At 69.5% G+C, this 17,222-nt stretch carries 13 protein-coding genes; 11 read left to right on the top strand and 2 right to left on the bottom strand.

The annotated features are described in order from the left end of the window. Positions 1 to 192 precede the first annotated feature (192 nt). From ACK8N7_RS08130 to ACK8N7_RS08080, 11 genes are all read left to right on the top strand, one after another. Complete coding sequence (locus ACK8N7_RS08130) at positions 193 to 5,625, top strand: HAMP domain-containing protein (RefSeq protein WP_403215803.1); 5,433 nt, start codon at positions 193 to 195, stop codon at positions 5,623 to 5,625. 244 nt (positions 5,626 to 5,869) lie between these two features. After that, the gene (locus ACK8N7_RS08125; RefSeq protein WP_403215801.1) at positions 5,870 to 6,553 is read left to right on the top strand and encodes a response regulator; all 684 of its coding nucleotides are present in this window, start codon (positions 5,870 to 5,872) and stop codon (positions 6,551 to 6,553) included. 190 nt (positions 6,554 to 6,743) lie between these two features. Beyond that, the gene (locus tag ACK8N7_RS08120; RefSeq protein WP_500441688.1) at positions 6,744 to 9,563 is read left to right on the top strand and encodes a DNA translocase FtsK; all 2,820 of its coding nucleotides are present in this window, start codon (positions 6,744 to 6,746) and stop codon (positions 9,561 to 9,563) included. Positions 9,564 to 9,871: 308 nt separating this feature from the next. Beyond that, complete coding sequence (locus ACK8N7_RS08115; RefSeq protein WP_403215797.1) at positions 9,872 to 10,669, top strand: helix-turn-helix domain-containing protein; 798 nt, start codon at positions 9,872 to 9,874, stop codon at positions 10,667 to 10,669. Between the two features lie 181 nt (positions 10,670 to 10,850). Further along, on the top strand, positions 10,851 to 12,332 hold the full coding sequence (gene rimO / locus ACK8N7_RS08110) for a 30S ribosomal protein S12 methylthiotransferase RimO (protein ID WP_403215795.1): 1,482 nt from the start codon (positions 10,851 to 10,853) through the stop codon (positions 12,330 to 12,332). Next, complete coding sequence (pgsA, locus tag ACK8N7_RS08105; protein WP_403215793.1) at positions 12,329 to 13,177, top strand: CDP-diacylglycerol--glycerol-3-phosphate 3-phosphatidyltransferase; 849 nt, start codon at positions 12,329 to 12,331, stop codon at positions 13,175 to 13,177. The genes rimO and pgsA overlap by 4 nt, the downstream gene beginning before the upstream one ends. Beyond that, entirely contained in the window at positions 13,174 to 13,683 is a 510-nt protein-coding gene (locus tag ACK8N7_RS08100) for a CinA family protein (RefSeq protein WP_094213707.1), read from the top strand. The genes pgsA and ACK8N7_RS08100 overlap by 4 nt, the downstream gene beginning before the upstream one ends. Before the next feature lie 109 nt (positions 13,684 to 13,792). After that, positions 13,793 to 14,176, top strand: a complete 384-nt coding sequence (locus tag ACK8N7_RS08095) for a helix-turn-helix domain-containing protein (protein WP_015611861.1) — start codon at positions 13,793 to 13,795, stop codon at positions 14,174 to 14,176. A 251-nt stretch (positions 14,177 to 14,427) separates the two neighbouring features. Beyond that, positions 14,428 to 14,898, top strand: a complete 471-nt coding sequence (locus ACK8N7_RS08090) for a Dps family protein (RefSeq protein ID WP_267066303.1) — start codon at positions 14,428 to 14,430, stop codon at positions 14,896 to 14,898. A 36-nt stretch (positions 14,899 to 14,934) separates the two neighbouring features. Beyond that, positions 14,935 to 15,111 carry a CsbD family protein gene (locus tag ACK8N7_RS08085; RefSeq protein WP_031126265.1) on the top strand — a complete coding sequence of 59 codons (177 nt, stop codon included), beginning with the start codon at positions 14,935 to 14,937 and terminating at the stop codon, positions 15,109 to 15,111. Between the two features lie 184 nt (positions 15,112 to 15,295). Then, complete coding sequence (locus ACK8N7_RS08080) at positions 15,296 to 15,577, top strand: hypothetical protein (RefSeq protein ID WP_403215791.1); 282 nt, start codon at positions 15,296 to 15,298, stop codon at positions 15,575 to 15,577. On the opposite strand, the gene ACK8N7_RS08075 is transcribed toward ACK8N7_RS08080, so the two are convergent. Both ACK8N7_RS08075 and ACK8N7_RS08070 read right to left on the bottom strand, forming a co-directional pair. After that, a complete protein-coding gene (locus ACK8N7_RS08075; protein ID WP_500441683.1) occupies positions 15,525 to 16,289 on the bottom strand; it encodes an SDR family NAD(P)-dependent oxidoreductase in 765 nt (254 codons plus the stop codon). The two genes, ACK8N7_RS08080 and ACK8N7_RS08075, sit on opposite strands and share 53 nt — an antisense overlap. A gap of 75 nt (positions 16,290 to 16,364) precedes the next feature. Further along, positions 16,365 to 17,216: an Fpg/Nei family DNA glycosylase gene (locus ACK8N7_RS08070; RefSeq protein ID WP_403215787.1), complete on the bottom strand. Its 852-nt coding sequence runs from the start codon at positions 17,214 to 17,216 to the stop codon at positions 16,365 to 16,367. Positions 17,217 to 17,222 lie beyond the last annotated feature (6 nt).

Here is a 17,222-nt window from a genome sequence, read left to right as displayed (position 1 = left end):
GCCTGGTACGTTGCAACGATTTGACGTCCGCCCGGTGCCCCATTGACGGTGTGCTGTGGCGGTGAGCCAAAGTGGAACTGGGCAAGCTTCCGGATAGACCCGAGCGAAACGGTCAACCCCTGCGGGAGGGACACGGTGGAGTCTGGCGTGGCGGCGCGGGGTTCAGAAACGCGTACAAAAGGCGGACAGTCCGTGAAAAAGCAGCGCAATGGCACCGTCGAAGTTGACGCGGCAGCTCTGAACAGACTGCTGGCGGGACTCGTGGCGATGCGCGACGGCAATTTCCGCAGGCGGCTCACCGTCTCCGGCGACGGCGTGATGACGGAGATCGCGGCGGTCTTCAACGAGGTCGCCGACCGGAACCTCCATCTCACCGGTGAGCTGGCGCGCGTACGGCGTGTGGTCGGGCGTGAGGGCAAGCTCACGGAGCGGCTGGAGACGGGCGCCTGCGAGGGCTCCTGGGCCGCCGCGATCGATGCCTCCAACGAGCTCGTGGACGATCTCGCGAGACCGGTCTCCGAGGTGGGCCGGGTGCTGTCGGCGGTCGCCGACGGTGACCTGGAGCAGCGGATGGAGCTGCGGTCGCACACGACGGACGAGACGGTACGCCCGCTGCGCGGCGAGTTCCTGAAGGTCGCTCGTACGGTCAACAACCTCGTCGACCAGCTGTCGGTCTTCACCGAACAGGTGACACGCGTCGCCGTCGAGGTGGGTACCGAGGGCAAGCTGGGCGGGCAGGCGCAGGTGCGCGGGATGTCCGGGTCCTGGAAGGACCTCACGGACTCCGTCAACACCATGGCGTACCGGCTGACCGCCCAGGTGCGGGACATCGCGCTGGTGACGACGGCGGTCGCCAAGGGTGATCTGTCGCGGAAGGTCACGGTCCATGTGGCCGGCGAGATGCTCCAGCTGAAGAACACCGTCAACACGATGGTCGACCAGCTGTCCTCGTTCTCCTCGGAAGTGACGCGCGTCGCCCGTGAGGTGGGTACGGAGGGTGAGCTCGGCGGTCAGGCGACCGTGCCCGGTGTGGCCGGGGTGTGGAAGGACCTCACGGACTCCGTCAACACGATGGCGGGCAACCTCACCTCCCAGGTGCGCGGCATCGCGGAGGTGACGACGGCGGTCGCCAACGGTGACCTGTCGCAGAAGGTCACGGTGAGCGCGCGTGGCGAGGTCGCCCAGCTCGCCGAGACGATCAACCAGATGACCGAGACGCTGCGCACCTTCGCCGACGAAGTGACACGTGTGGCGAGCGAGGTCGGTGGAGAGGGGCTCCTCGGCGGCCAGGCGCAGGTGCCGGGGGCGGCGGGGACCTGGAAGGACCTCACCGACTCGGTGAACACGGTCTTCCGGAACCTGACGACGCAGGTACGTGACATCGCCCAGGTGACGACGGCGGTGGCCAGCGGCGACATGTCGCAGAAGGTCACGGTCGACGTGGCCGGGGAGATGCTGGAGCTGAAGAACACCGTCAACACGATGGTGGACCAGCTCCAGTCCTTCGGTTCCGAGGTGACCCGGGTCGCCCGTGAGGTCGGCGTCGAGGGCCGGCTCGGCGGACAGGCCGAGGTGCCGGGCGCTGCCGGGACCTGGAAGGATCTCACCGACTCGGTGAACACCGCCTTCCGCAACCTGACCGGTCAGGTCCGGGACATCGCGCAGGTGACCACGGCGGTTGCCAACGGCGATCTGTCGCAGAAGGTCACCGTGGATGTGGCCGGGGAGATGCTGGAGCTGAAGAACACCGTCAACACGATGGTGGCGCAGCTGTCCAACTTCGCCGACCAGGTGACGCGGATGGCCCGTGACGTGGGCACCGAGGGCCGCCTCGGCGGTCAGGCGCGGGTGGACGGCGTCTCGGGTACGTGGAAGGAGCTCACGGACTCCGTCAACTTCATGGCCGGCAACCTCACCTCCCAGGTGCGGCAGATCGCCCAGGTGACGACGGCGGTGGCGCGGGGCGACCTGTCGCAGAAGATCGACGTGGATGCCCGGGGCGAGATCCTGGAGCTCAAGAACACCATCAACACGATGGTCGACCAGCTCTCCGCCTTCGCCGACCAGGTGACCAGGGTGGCCCGCGAGGTGGGTACGGACGGGCGGCTCGGCGGTCAGGCACAGGTGCCCGGTGTGGCCGGAGTGTGGCGCGATCTCACCGACTCGGTGAACGGCATGGCGGGGAACCTCACCGCCCAGGTCCGTAACATCGCGCAGGTCGCCACGGCGGTCGCGCGCGGTGACCTGTCGCAGAAGATCGACGTGGACGCCCGGGGCGAGATCCTGGAGCTGAAGAACACCCTCAACACGATGGTGGACCAGCTCTCCAACTTCGCGGAGCAGGTGACGCGGGTCGCCCGCGAGGTGGGTACGGAAGGCATCCTCGGCGGACAGGCCGAGGTGCAGGGCGTGTCCGGTACGTGGAAGGACCTCACCCAGTCCGTCAACGGCATGGCGAACAACCTGACCCTCCAGGTCCGCAACATCGCCGAGGTCACCACCGCGGTCGCCAAGGGCGATCTCTCCAAGAAGATCACCGTCGACGCCAAGGGCGAGATCCTCGAACTGGTCACGACCGTCAACACGATGGTCGACCAGCTGCTGAACTTCGCGGACGAGGTCACGCGTGTGGCGCGCGAGGTGGGCACCGAGGGCATCCTCGGCGGTCAGGCGCGGGTGCGCGGGGCGACCGGCATCTGGAAGGACCTCAGCGACAACGTCAACCTGATGGCCAACAACCTGACCAGCCAGGTACGCAACATCTCCCGCGTCTCCTCCGCGGTCGCCAACGGCGACCTGACGAAGAAGGTCACCGTGGAGGCGCGCGGCGAGGTCGCGGAGCTGGCCGACACCGTCAACACGATGGTGACGACGCTGTCGTCGTTCGCGGACGAGGTCACGCGTGTGGCCCGTGAGGTGGGCACGGAAGGTGAGCTGGGCGGCCAGGCCAGGGTGCCGGGAGTCGCCGGTACGTGGAAGGACCTCACCGAGTCCGTGAACTCGATGGCCTCCAACCTGACCGGCCAGGTGCGCCAGATCGCCACGGTCACCACCGCCATCGCCAAGGGCGATCTCACCAAGAAGATCGACATCGACGCGCGCGGTGAGATCCAGGAGCTGAAGAACACCATCAACACGATGGTCGACCAGCTCTCCTCGTTCGCGGAGCAGGTGACCCGGGTCGCCCGCGAGGTGGGCACCGAGGGGCAGCTGGGCGGTCAGGCGCGGGTGCGGGACGTCGACGGCACCTGGCGCGACCTCACCGAGTCGGTGAACGAGATGGCCGGGAACCTCACCCGTCAGGTACGTGCCATCGCGGCCGTCGCCACGGCGGTGACCCGCGGCGATCTGAACCTCAAGATCGATGTCGACGCGGCCGGCGAGATCCAGGTCCTCCAGGACAACATCAACACGATGATCGCGAACCTGCGCGACACCACGCTCGCCAACAAGGAGCAGGACTGGCTCAAGGGCAACCTGGCCCGGATCTCCGGTCTGATGCAGGGCCGCCGCGATCTGGAGGACGTCGCATCGCTGATCATGAGCGAGCTGACGCCGGTGGTCTCGGCCCAGCACGGCGCCTTCTTCCTGGCGATGTCCCCGGGCGACTCCGACGAGGTGGGGCCGGACAACGGCGACGACAGCGCGTACGAGCTGCGGATGCGGGGGAGTTACGGCTACTCCGCCGGTTCGATGCCGACCTCGTTCCGGCCCGGTGAGACGCTCATCGGGACGGCGGCCGAGGAGAAGCGGACGATCCAGGTCGACAACGTGCCGCCGGGGTATCTGAAGATCTCCTCCGGTCTCGGGGAGGCGCCGCCCGCGCATGTGATCGTGCTGCCGGTGCTCTTCGAGGGCAAGGTCCTCGGCGTGATCGAACTGGCCTCCTTCCAGCCGTTCACGCACATCCAGCGGGACTTCCTCAACCAGCTCGCCGAGATGATCGCGACGAGCGTCAACACGATCAGCGTCAACACCAAGACGGAGAAGCTCCTGGAGCAGTCGCAGGAGCTGACGGAGCAACTGCGCGACCGCTCGCAGGAGCTGGAGAACCGGCAGAAGGCCCTCCAGGCGTCCAACGCCGAACTGGAGGAGAAGGCCGAGCTGCTGGCCCAGCAGAACCGCGACATCGAGGTGAAGAACACCGAGATCGAGGAGGCGCGGCAGGTTCTGGAGGAGCGCGCCGAGCAACTCGCGGTCTCGATGCGCTACAAGTCCGAGTTCCTGGCGAACATGTCGCACGAGCTGCGCACGCCGCTCAACTCGCTGCTGATCCTGGCCAAGTTGCTGGCGGACAACGCCGAGGGCAACCTGTCGCCGAAGCAGGTCGAGTTCGCCGAGACGATCCACGGGGCCGGTTCCGACCTGCTCCAGCTGATCAACGACATCCTCGACCTGTCGAAGGTCGAGGCGGGCAAGATGGACGTCAGCCCGACCAGGATCGCGCTGGTCCAGCTGGTCGACTACGTGGAGGCGACCTTCCGCCCGCTCACCGCGGAGAAGGGCCTCGACTTCTCCGTACGGGTCTCGCCGGAGCTTCCCGCGACGCTGCACACCGATGAGCAGCGCCTCCTCCAGGTGCTGCGCAACCTGCTGTCCAACGCGGTGAAGTTCACCGACAGCGGGGCGGTGGAGCTGGTGATCCGGCCGGCCGGCGCCGATGTGCCGAACGCCATCCGGGAGCATCTGCTGGAGGCGGGTTCGCTGCGGGACGCGGACGCCGATCTGATCGCCTTCTCGGTGACCGACACCGGGATCGGGATCGCGTCCAGCAAGATGCTGGTGATCTTCGAGGCGTTCAAGCAGGCGGACGGTACGACGAGCCGCAAGTACGGCGGAACGGGCCTCGGGCTCTCCATCAGCCGGGAGATCGCGCGGCTGCTCGGCGGCGAGATCCACGCGGCGAGCGAGCCGGGCCGGGGCTCGACCTTCACGCTGTACCTGCCGCTGCACCGGGCCGAACTGCCTCCGCAGGGCTACCCCCAGGTGGGTTCCGGTTCGGCCGAGGGGATGGGCGGCGGGTCCGAGAACGGGCAGGTGTCGCAGGGCGGCGATTCCGCCCCGCTCGGGGACCCGGCCAACTCCGCGGGGATGTTCCGGCGGCGCCGCAAGGCGCTGGGGGACGCGGCCCGACGGCCCGCACTGCCCGCCGGGCGGCCCGCGGGCGAGAGCGTCCCGCAGGAGGAGTGGGTGCAGGGGGGTGCGGCCTCTGGGGAGGAGGCGGCGGAGCCCCGGCGGACGTTCCGGTTCCGCGGTGAGAAGGTGCTCATCGTCGACGACGACATCCGTAATGTCTTCGCGCTCACCAGCGTGCTGGAGCAGCACGGTCTCGCCGTGCTGTACGCGGAGAACGGCCGTGAGGGGATCGAAGTCCTGGAGCAGCACGACGATGTGACGGTCGTACTGATGGACATCATGATGCCCGAGATGGACGGTTACGCGACCACGACCGCGATCCGGCGGATGCCCCAGTTCGCCGGGCTGCCGATCGTCGCGCTCACCGCGAAGGCGATGAAGGGCGATCGGGAGAAGGCGATCGACTGTGGTGCTTCCGACTATGTGACGAAGCCGGTCGATCCTGATCATCTGCTTGCGGTGATGGAGCAGTGGATGCACAGAGAGTGATCGGATATTGAACGAATCAGGGTGAGTTGCTGACCGGCTGTGCGCGAACGGGTGTGAACGTGCTGTATTCGGGGAACCTTCTGGTCTCCCACCGCGTTTGCGGTACGTGCACAGTGACAACGCGGTGACAGGGTGTGGTGACGGGCGGGGTGCGGCTACCATGACCGGCACAAGGACGGACGGCGTAAGGGAGTCGTCCCCTGGGGCGGCACCCGGTGCATTTCCGGGGCGAGGAGGACGGGCCATGGTGCAGAAGGCCAAGATCCTCCTGGTCGATGACCGGCCGGAGAATCTGCTGGCGCTGGAGGCCATCCTCTCTGCGCTCGATCAGACACTGGTCCGGGCATCGTCAGGGGAGGAGGCGCTCAAAGCGCTGCTCACGGACGACTTCGCGGTCATTCTGCTGGACGTCCAGATGCCGGGCATGGACGGTTTCGAGACCGCCGCCCACATCAAGCGGCGTGAGCGGACCCGGGACATCCCGATCATCTTCCTCACCGCGATCAACCACGGCCCGCACCACACCTTCCGGGGTTACGCGGCCGGCGCGGTGGACTACATCTCCAAGCCGTTCGACCCGTGGGTGCTGCGCGCCAAGGTCTCGGTCTTCGTCGAGCTGTACATGAAGAACTGCAAGCTCCGCGAGCAGGCCGCGCTCCTGCGGCTCCAGTTGGAGGGCGACGGCAACACGGGCGGCGACCACGAGAAGGAGCCGGCCGGTCTGCTGGCCGAACTCTCCGCGCGGCTCGCGGCGGTCGAGGAGCAGGCGGAAGCCCTCTCCAAGCAGCTCGACGACGAGTCCGCCGATGCCGCTGCCGTCGCCACGGCGGCCCATCTCGAACGCAAGCTCACCGGCCTGCGCCGCGCGCTCGACGCGCTGGAGCCGGGCACGGGTGGCGGCCCCGGGATCCTGCCCGCGCAGAACTAGCGCCTGACGGTGCGCGCTCGGAGCTGACGGACACGGCACTTCGGGCGCCGGACACACGGTGCTTCGGGCGGTGCCCGGCAGGCTCCCAGCCATGAGTGCGCGTCAGTTACCGGTTCCCGGAAGGCGACACGGTCGGGTGAACCAGTAGGCGAACGTGTTCACGGGCGTCGGCAACGGTAACCTCGGCACCATGGCCTCACGTACGTCCGGCAAGGGTTCCCAGGGCACGGCGGGCACCGCGAAGCGCGTCGGCCGTACTCCCGGGCCGGCGAAGAAAGCCGCGCCCGCCAAGAAGACCGCCCCCAAGAAGGCGAGCGCGCCCGCGAAGAAGGCGCCCGCGAAGAAGGCGGCGGCCAAGAGGCCCGTACCCAAACCGGCACCGTCCCCCACCAACGGCGTCTACCGGCTGGTGCGCGCCGTCTGGCTGGGCACGGCGCACGGCGTCGGCGCGGTGTTCCGCTCCATAGGGCGCGGTGCGAAGGGACTTGACCCCGCCCACCGCAAGGACGGCCTCGCACTCCTGCTCCTCGGCCTCGCGCTGATCGTGGCCGCGGGCACCTGGTCCAACCTCCAGGGGCCCGTCGGCGACCTGGTGGAGATGCTGGTGACCGGGGCGTTCGGCCGGCTCGATCTGCTCGCGCCGATACTGCTCGGTGCCATGGCCGTACGGCTGATCCTGTATCCGGAGCGGCCCGACGCCAACGGCCGGATCGTCATCGGGCTCTCCGCCCTGGTCGTCGGCGTCCTCGGCCAGGTCCACATCGCCTGCGGGTCGCCGGGCCGTGAGGACGGCACGGAGGCCATGCAGGACGCGGGCGGGCTGGTCGGCTGGGCCGCCTCCAAGCCGCTGATCTTCATGATGGGCGAGGTCCTCGCCGTGCCGCTGCTGGTGCTGCTCACCGTCTTCGGCCTCCTCGTCGTCACCGCGACCCCGGTCAACGCCATCCCGCGCCGGCTCCGGCAGCTCGGCGTCCGGCTCGGCATCGTGGAACCGGCTTACGAGCCCGGCGAGGTGTACGAGGAGGACGACGAGCGCTACGACGAGCAGTGGCGTGAGGCGCTGCCCGCCGGGACCCGCCGGGGTGCCGAGCGCCGCCGGGCCCCTGGCGACGACGACGCCCTCTACGACCACGACAGCGCCGAGGCGGAGGCGCTCACCAAGCGCAGGAGGCCCCGTCGGCCCGCCGCGCAGCCCGCGATGAACCGGCCCATGGACGCGGTGGACGTGGCCGCGGCCGCCGCCGCCGCGCTCGACGGGGCCGTACTCAACGGCATGCCGCCCTCGCCTGTCGTCGCCGACCTGACCCAGGGCGTCTCGGTGGACCGGGTCCGCGAGCGCACCGGCACGCCCGTGCCCGGAGCCCGCGATGCCGAGCGGGGCGACGGCGCGGGGAAGGACCGGGGCGCCGGCAGGGCGGGGGCCGCCTCCGCGGGCGTACCCGACCACTCCGGTGGCGTACCCGATCTGACGAAGCCCGCCCCCGAGCGGACCGGGGCCCTGCCCGCCCGCGCCGAGCAGCTCCAGCTGTCCGGCGACATCACGTACTCGCTGCCCTCGCTCGACCTGCTGGAGCGCGGCGGCCCCGGCAAGACCCGCAGTGCGGCCAACGACGCCGTCGTCAGCTCGCTGACCAACGTGTTCACCGAGTTCAAGGTCGACGCAGTCGTCACCGGCTTCACCCGGGGCCCGACGGTCACCCGGTACGAGATCGAGCTCGGCCCGGCCGTGAAGGTCGAGAAGATCACGGCGCTCGCCAAGAACATCGCGTACGCCGTCGCCAGTCCCGACGTGCGGATCATCTCGCCGATCCCGGGGAAGTCCGCCGTCGGCATCGAGATCCCCAACTCCGACCGGGAGATGGTCAACCTCGGTGACGTGCTGCGCCTCGCGGACGCGGCCGAGGACGACCACCCGATGCTCGTGGCGCTCGGCAAGAACGTCGAGGGCGGCTACGAGATGGCCAACCTGGCGAAGATGCCGCACGTCCTGGTCGCCGGTGCGACCGGCTCCGGCAAGTCCTCCTGCATCAACTGCCTGATCACCTCGGTCATGGTCCGGGCCACCCCGGAGGACGTCCGGATGGTCCTCGTCGACCCCAAGCGCGTCGAGCTCACCGCGTACGAGGGCATCCCGCACCTGATCACCCCGATCATCACCAACCCCAAGAAGGCCGCCGAGGCGCTCCAGTGGGTCGTGCGGGAGATGGACCTGCGCTACGACGACCTCGCCGCCTTCGGCTACCGGCACATCGACGACTTCAACCACGCCGTGCGCACCGGAAAGGCGAAGACGCCCGAGGGTAGCGAACGGGAGCTGACGCCGTACCCGTACCTCCTGGTGATCGTCGACGAGCTGGCCGACCTGATGATGGTCGCCCCCCGTGACGTCGAGGACTCGATCGTCCGCATCACCCAGTTGGCCCGCGCCGCCGGAATCCACCTGGTGCTCGCCACCCAGCGCCCCTCGGTCGACGTGGTCACCGGTCTGATCAAGGCGAACGTGCCCTCCCGGCTGGCCTTCGCCACCTCCTCGCTCGCCGACAGCCGGGTCATCCTCGACCAGCCCGGCGCCGAGAAGCTCATCGGCAAGGGGGACGGTCTCTTCCTGCCGATGGGCGCCAACAAGCCCACCCGTATGCAGGGCGCGTTCGTCACCGAGGACGAGGTCGCCGCCGTCGTCCAGCACTGCAAGGACCAGATGGCCCCGGTCTTCCGGGAAGACGTCGTGGTGGGTACGAAGCAGAAGAAGGAGATCGACGAGGACATCGGCGACGACCTGGACCTGCTCTGCCAGGCCGCCGAGCTGGTCGTCTCCACCCAGTTCGGGTCGACCTCGATGCTCCAGCGCAAGCTGCGGGTCGGCTTCGCGAAGGCGGGCCGGCTGATGGACCTGATGGAGTCCCGCAACATCGTCGGACCCAGCGAGGGCTCCAAGGCGCGGGACGTCATGGTGAAACCGGACGAGCTGGACGGGGTGTTGGCCGTCATCCGCGGGGAATCCGCTCCGTAGAGGTAATCCACCCGTAAAGGTTTCGTGGGCAACCGTTTCGTGCGGTCGTACGTCAAGTTGGAGGGAGGGGCGGAACGATGCTCCTCCCTCCCGCCCAGCTCGTTGTCACCCACCCTGTTCGGCCCACTCCAGGTTGCCCAGTCCTCGATCGGGGCACGGTCCCGTCCCCGCTCCGTCCGCGGAGCGGTCCGCGGGGCCGTCCGGCGAACCCGATGGCGTACAAAGTCGTCCCTCCCGGTTGCCCCTCCCTTTCGTACCCCCCCTAGACTGAACATCCAGCAGGTGGCTCACGCTCGAAAGGCGCCCCCGTGTCCATCGGCAACTCCCCCGAAGACGACCGGCCTTCGATCGGTCGTGCCCTTCAGCAGGCTCGAATCGCCGCAGGTCTGACGGTCGAGGAAGTCAGCAGCTCCACCCGGGTGCGCATCCCCATCGTGCACGCGATCGAGGAGGACGACTTCTCGCGCTGTGGCGGCGACGTCTACGCACGCGGCCACATCCGCAACATCGCCCGTGCCGTCGGTATCGACCCGGAACCCCTGGTCGAGCGTTACGACGGAGACCACGGCGGCCGTCCCGCACCGACCCCCGCGGCACCGCTGTTCGAAGCGGAGCGCATCCGTTCCGAACCGCGGCGGCCCAACTGGACCGCGGCCATGGTCGCGGCCATCGTCGCCGTCGTCGGTTTCGTCGGCTTCACCCTCTTCAGCGGTGAGGAGAAGCCGTCTAACACCGCCCAGGTCGCTGAGGGCTCGACGCCCGACAAGACCGCGGCCAAACCCACCACCAAGCCGGCCGACCCCAAGCCCGTGCCCTCCGAGAGCGCCATCGCCGCAGCCCCCCGGGACAAGGTGACGGTCAAGCTCGGCGCGAGCCAGGGCAAGAGCTGGATCTCCGTCAAGGACCACAACGGACGGCTGCTCTTCGACGGGCTGCTGCTCGAGGGTGAGTCCAAGACCTTCCAGGACAAGGAGCGCATCGACCTCGTCCTCGGCAACGCCGGGGCGATCGAGCTCTTCGTGAACGGGAAGAAGCTCCAGGACCGCTTCGAACCGGGTCAGGTCGAGCGGCTCACGTACACCAAGGGTGACCCCGAGGCCGGCTGATCCCGCGCCTCCCCACCCCATCGACGGGCGTCCGGCCTCGTGCCGGGCGCCCGTCGGCGTTCCCGGCGGGCCCGCCGTCTGCTGCTCCGCGTAGCAGGGCACCTGTCACTCCGCGTAGCAGGAGGAGGGCAGGCAACCCTGCACGGCGGGACGGCCGCCGGGACAAAGTAGTCTTGAGTCCATGCCCGAACGCCGTACCGTCGCCCTTGTCACTCTTGGCTGCGCCCGTAACGAGGTGGACTCGGAGGAGCTGGCAGGCCGCTTGGCAGCGGACGGCTGGGACCTCGTCGAGGATGCCTCCGACGCTGATGTCGCAGTCGTCAACACCTGTGGGTTCGTCGAAGCCGCCAAGAAGGACTCCGTCGACGCCTTGCTCGAAGCCAACGATCTCAAGGAGCACGGCCGCACCCAGGCCGTCGTCGCCGTCGGCTGCATGGCCGAGCGCTACGGCAAGGACCTCGCCGAGGCCCTGCCGGAGGCGGACGGTGTCCTCGGATTCGACGACTACGCCGACATCTCCGACCGGCTCCAGACCATCCTCAACGGCGGCGTCCACGCCTCGCACACCCCGCGCGACCGCCGCAAGCTGCTGCCGATCAGCCCTGCCGAGCGGCAGGACGCCGCCGTGGCGCTGCCCGGGCACGCCCAGGAGGCACCCGCCCCGGCGCCCGCGGACCTTCCCGAAGGGGTCGCTCCGGTCTCCGGACCGCGCGCGCCGCTGCGCCGCCGGCTCGGCACCAGCCCCGTCGCCTCGGTGAAGCTCGCCTCCGGCTGCGACCGCCGCTGCTCCTTCTGCGCCATCCCCTCCTTCCGCGGCTCCTTCATCTCCCGCCGTCCCTCGGACGTGCTCCAGGAGACCCGCTGGCTGGCCGAGCAGGGCGTCAAGGAGGTCATGCTCGTCTCCGAGAACAACACCTCCTACGGCAAGGACCTCGGCGACATCCGGCTCCTGGAGACCCTGCTGCCGGAGCTGGCCGACGTGGACGGCATCGAGCGGATCCGGGTCAGCTACCTCCAGCCCGCCGAGATGCGCCCCGGCCTGATCGACGTCCTCACCTCGACGCCGAAGGTCGCCCCGTACTTCGACCTCTCCTTCCAGCACTCCTCCCCGAGCGTGCTGCGCACGATGCGCCGCTTCGGCGACACCGACCGCTTCCTGGAGCTCCTGGACACCATCCGGAGCAAGGCCCCCGAGGCCGGCGCCCGGTCCAACTTCATCGTCGGGTTCCCCGGTGAGACCGAGGCCGACCTCGCCGAGCTGGAACGCTTCCTCACCGGCGCCCGGCTCGACGCCATCGGCGTCTTCGGGTACTCCGACGAGGAGGGCACCGAGGCGGTCGGTTACGAGAACAAGCTGGACGCCGACACCATCGCCGAGCGGCTCGCCCACATCTCCCAGCTGGCCGAGGAGCTGACCTCGCAGCGGGCCGAGGAGCGCGTCGGCGAGACCCTCCAGGTGCTGGTGGAGTCCGTCGAGTCGGACGAGGACGGCGAGGTCGCGGTCGGCCGCGCCGCGCACCAGGCTCCGGAAACGGACGGCCAGGTGGTCTTCACCACACGCGAGGGTCTCGTGCCGGGCCGTATGGTCGAGGCAAAGGCAGTGGGCACCGAGGGCGTCGACCTGGTGGCCGAACACCACGAGCTTGCGGAGGCGGCCAGATGACGGGAGTCCCGGCATCCGCGGCAGGCGGTTCCGGCGCGAAGCCGGTCCGCGGCGGCAAGCTGGGCACTGCGGCCGTCAACCAGGCCAGCCTGTGGAACATCGCCAACATCCTGACCATGGTGCGGCTGCTGCTCGTTCCCGGCTTCGTCATGCTGCTGCTCCACAACGGCGGGTACGACCCGGTCTGGCGCTCCTTCGCCTGGGCCGCCTTCGCCGTCGCCATGATCACCGACCTCTTCGACGGTCATCTGGCGCGGGCGTACAACCTGGTCACGGACTTCGGGAAGATCGCCGACCCGATCGCCGACAAGGCGATCATGGGCGCGGCGCTGGTCTGCCTCTCCGTCCTGGGCGACCTGCCGTGGTGGATCACCGGTGTGATCCTCGCCCGTGAGCTGGGCATCACGCTGATGCGGTTCTGGGTGATCCGGCACGCGGTGATCCCGGCCAGCCGGGGCGGGAAGCTGAAGACCCTGGCCCAGGGCACGGCGGCCGGGATGTACGTCCTGGTGCTCACCGGCCCCCTGGCGACCTTGCGCTTCTGGGTGATGATGGTGGCCGTCGTGCTGACGGTCGTCACCGGACTCGACTACGTACGCCAGGCCGTCGTGCTGCGCCGCAGGAGCCTCGCTGCCGAGCGCGCCGCCGTCGGCCGGACCACGGAGGCGCTGAACGAGGCGGCCGGGTCTCCTGGTGCCGGTGTTGCGGACGCTGGTGCCTCTGGTGCCGAGGCCTCCGGTGCTTCCGGTGCCGGTGCGTCCGGTTCGGCTGTGCGTGTGTCCGGTGGGTCGACGCCCGTGGAGCCCACCGTCGGTGCGCGCGACGGCGCGGAGGCCGAGCGGTGACAGCCGCTGCCCGGGTGCTCGGGCGACTTGCGGAGCGCGGGGAGACCCTCGCCGTCGCCGAATCACTGACGGGCGGCCTGGTGGCGGCCGAACTCACTTCCGTACCCGGAGCCTCGCGGTCCTTCCGGGGGTCGGTGACGGCCTATGCCACGGCCCTCAAGGGAGAGATCCTGGGTGTGGACGGGGCCCTGCTTGCGGAGCGCGGGGCGGTCGATCCCGAGGTCGCGCGGCAGATGGCGGCAGGTGTGCGGGGCGCTCTCGGCGCGGACTGGGGCATCTCCACCACCGGCGTCGCGGGCCCGGAGCCGCAGGACGGACAGCCCGTCGGGACGGTCTATGTGGCCGTCGCGGGACCTTCAGGCGTCGAGAAAATATCCGCTCTGCGGTTGAATGGTTCGAGGGCGGACATCCGTAGAGAGAGTGTACGAAGCGCCCTCGATCTGCTGTTGAGCGAACTCCGCGAGAATGCGCGGGCACAGGATACGGAACAGATCGGGGGGAATTGATGTTTGCAGCCCTGAGTGAACACGACATCGCTCCCCGCACGGCCGCAGCACAAGGCGGTACGGTAGGGCGTGAAGGATGCGGCTACGCGGTCCGAGGAGGGAGCCACCGATGATTCTGCTCCGTCGCCTGCTGGGTGACGTGCTGCGTCGGCAGCGCCAGCGCCAAGGCCGTACTCTGCGCGAAGTCTCCTCGTCCGCCCGGGTCTCGCTCGGTTATCTGTCCGAGGTGGAGCGGGGGCAGAAGGAGGCATCCTCCGAGCTGCTCTCCGCGATTTGCGACGCGCTTGACGTACGGATGTCCGAGCTCATGCGTGAGGTGAGCGACGAGCTCTCGCTCGCTGAGCTGGCCGAGTCGGCAGCTGCCACTGATCCGGTCCCAGTACCGGTTCGTCCCATGCTCAATTCCGTCTCCGTTTCGTCGGTCGCAGGTGTGCCGTCGGGACGCGTGACCATCAAGGCGCCCGCAGAAGCGGTGGACGTCGTCGCCGCCTGATCCGCGCGCGGCACAGTGCTCGACCGGGGTCCCGGTCGGCCCCAACAGGGGTCGGCCGGGACTTTCGCGTGTGCCCCTTCTGCGCGGGCTGTGCGGCCCGTGCGTGTGTGAGCCGCGGAAGAGCGGGCAGACGGAGGTTGAGGCCAACATGACTGTTTTGTTTCATTTGTGCCATCGTGGGTGGTGCGCCGAAACGGTCGGCGAAAGGCCTGACGACAGTCAGCAGTACGCCTGACGGATGGGAGTTGTGCATGTCTGTGGTGAAGAGCCCACTGTCCGAGAGTGATCTCAAGCTCGTCGGAGAAGCGCTGCAAGGCGCACTGGTCGATCTGGTCGACCTCTCCCTCGTGGCGAAGCAGATCCACTGGAACGTGGTCGGCCCGCGTTTCCGGTCCGTGCATCTGCAGCTCGACGATGTGGTCGTCACGGCTCGGCAGCACTCCGACACGGTCGCCGAGCGTGCCTCCGCGATCGGGGTCAACCCGGACGGGCGCTCCGCGACCGTTGCCAAGGAGACCGCCATCCAGCCCGTCCCCGACGGCTGGATCAAGGACACCGACGCCGTGAAGGCGCTCGTGGATGCTCTGGGCGTGGTCATCGGCCGGATGCGGGAGCGCATCGAGGTGACCGACGCGCCGGATCCCGTCACCCAGGACATCCTGATCTCACTGACGGCAGACCTCGAAAAGCACGCCTGGATGTTCCAGGCCGAAAGTGCCTGAGCGGAAGGAACCGACATCGTGACTGGTGACAACGCCATGGACAAGCTCAAGGGCAAGGGCAAGGAGGCCGTCGGCAAGCTGACCGGCGACCGCCGCAAGGAGTCCGAGGGCAAGGCCGACCAGGCCAAGGCCACGGCCAAGGACAAGGTCGACGAGGCCGGTGACCGTGCGAAGGGCGTCACGGACTCGCTGCGCAACGACAACGACAAGTAGCGCCTCGCGCCACTGCCCGCCTTGAGCACCGGATCGTTCCGGATGCCCGAGTACCCCGAGTGCCCCCGCCGATTCCCGGCGGGGGCACTGGGCGTGTGGGGGCTGCCGGCCGGGCGTTCTGGATGCAGGGGCGCCGCAGCCAGGGGAAACTGCCCGAAAGGGCGTCGGCCGCAGGAGGGCAGCGATGGTACGGCGTTGGGTGCCGGCGCTGGTCCTCGGCGGGATGTGGTGGTGGGCGGTGCTGAGGCTGGCGCTGCAGCCGGAGCAGGCCGGGGCGGTGGAGGGCGCGGTGGCGGCGGGCGGCTGGGGGCTGAGCCTGCTGCCCGTCCATGTGGCGTCGATGCTCTCGGCGGGGCGGGCGGAGTCGGCGGGGCGGGCTTCGGGGGCGGGATCGGGGCGGCTTGTGGCGGGGCTCACCAGGGCATGGCGACGCCGCCGTTCGGGCGGAGGATCTGGCCGGTGGTGAAGGCCGAGGCGTCGGACGCCAGGTGCAGCACGGTGTGGGCGACGTCCTCGGGTTCGCCGACCCGGCCCAGCGGAGAGATCCGGGCCATCGTCGCCTCCGCACGCTGCTGCTGTTCGGCTCCGTGCCGGTCGGTCATCGGCGTACGGATCCAGCCCGGCGCGACCGCGTTCACCCGTATGGCGTGGGGGCCCAGTTCGGTGGCGAGCGTCTTGGTGAGCTGGACCACGGCCGCTTTCGCCGCGCTGTAGCAGAGCAGGCCCGCGCTCGCGGAGTCCACGGCGCCGGACGCCATCGTGATCAGCGAACCGGGTGCGGAGCGGGAGATCATGGAGCGGGCCACCTCCTGGCAGGCGTACAGCACCCCCTTGAAATTGACCGCCAGTACCCGGTCCAGGTCGTCGTCAGCCGTCTCCAGGACGCTGCTGGTGTGCATGATCCCGGCCACGGCGACCAGGATGTCGAGCTCTCCCGCCACCCGGACGGCCGCACGGACCCCGTCCCGGTCGGTGACGTCGAGCGGATGGGCGCGGGCCGTGCCGCCCGCACGCGTGATCACCTCGTACGTCCGGCGCAGGCCCGTCTCGTCGCGGTCGGCGCAGTGGACCGTGGCCCCGGCCTCGGCGAGGAGTACGGCGCTCGCCCGGCCGATACCGCTGGCGGCTCCGGTGACGAACGCGGAGCGGCCCGTGAGGTCGTACGCGGAGAGGGGCATGACGGGACCGTACGGTCAAATCTGACGGGTCGTCAATTGGTGTGTCGGTCTTTGTGGCGTCGAGCCCTTCGGTACCTAGGGCATCGGGCCCGACTGGCAGGCCGGGCACCAGTACGTCGGCCGGTCGGCCTCGTCGACCTTGCGGATCGGGGTGCCGCAGCGCAGACAGGGGCGGTGAACCCGGCCGTAGACGTACAGGGGTTCCTGCACCCGGAGGGGCGGGAGGGGCCTCTGCGGAGGAGTGGGGGCCGGGGCGTCCGGGCGGGGGCGGCGCTCGGCGCGGATGGTGGTGGTGCGGGTGGGGCGGTCCCGGTTGGCGTCGAGGAGCCGGTGGGCCAGGGCGACCAGGCGGGGGAGGGCCCCGTCGGGGAGGGCGCCCACGGGCAGCCAGGGGGTGACGCGGGCCAGGAAGCACAGTTCGCACTTGTAGACATTGCCGATGCCCGCGAGGTTGCGCTGGTCCAGGAGCATCTCGCCGATGGGGCGGTCCGGTGCGGCGAGCAGCCGGTCCACGGCGAGGACCGGGTCCCAGTCCGGGCCCAGCAGATCCGGCCCGAGATGGCCCACGGCCTTGCTCTCCTCACTGGTGCGGAGCAGTTCGAGCACCGGGAGGCGGTAGCCGACGGCGGTGTGGTCGGCGTTGGTCAGGACCGCGCGGATCTGGTGCCCGGGGCCGCCGCGCCAGCGCTCACCCGGTGCGTAGATCCGCCAGGCCCCGTCCATCCTGAGGTGGCTGTGCAGGGTCAGCCCGCCTTCGATCCGGGTCAGCAGATGCTTGCCGCGAGCGGTGACGTCGAGGACGGTGCGGCCGCTCAGGTCGGAGGTGGCGAACCGGGGGACGCGGAGGTCGGCGTGGGTCAGGACCCGCCCCGCCAGCGCTGCGTGCAGCCGGGCGGCGGTCTGCAGGACGGTGTCTCCTTCGGGCATACCCCC

It is taken from the genome of Streptomyces griseobrunneus (assembly GCF_046713465.1).
GTDB classification, from domain to species: Bacteria; Actinomycetota; Actinomycetes; order Streptomycetales; family Streptomycetaceae; genus Streptomyces; species Streptomyces microflavus.
The sequence above is the reverse complement of the archived record's forward strand: the minus strand, read 5'-3'. Positions and strand labels throughout refer to the sequence as shown.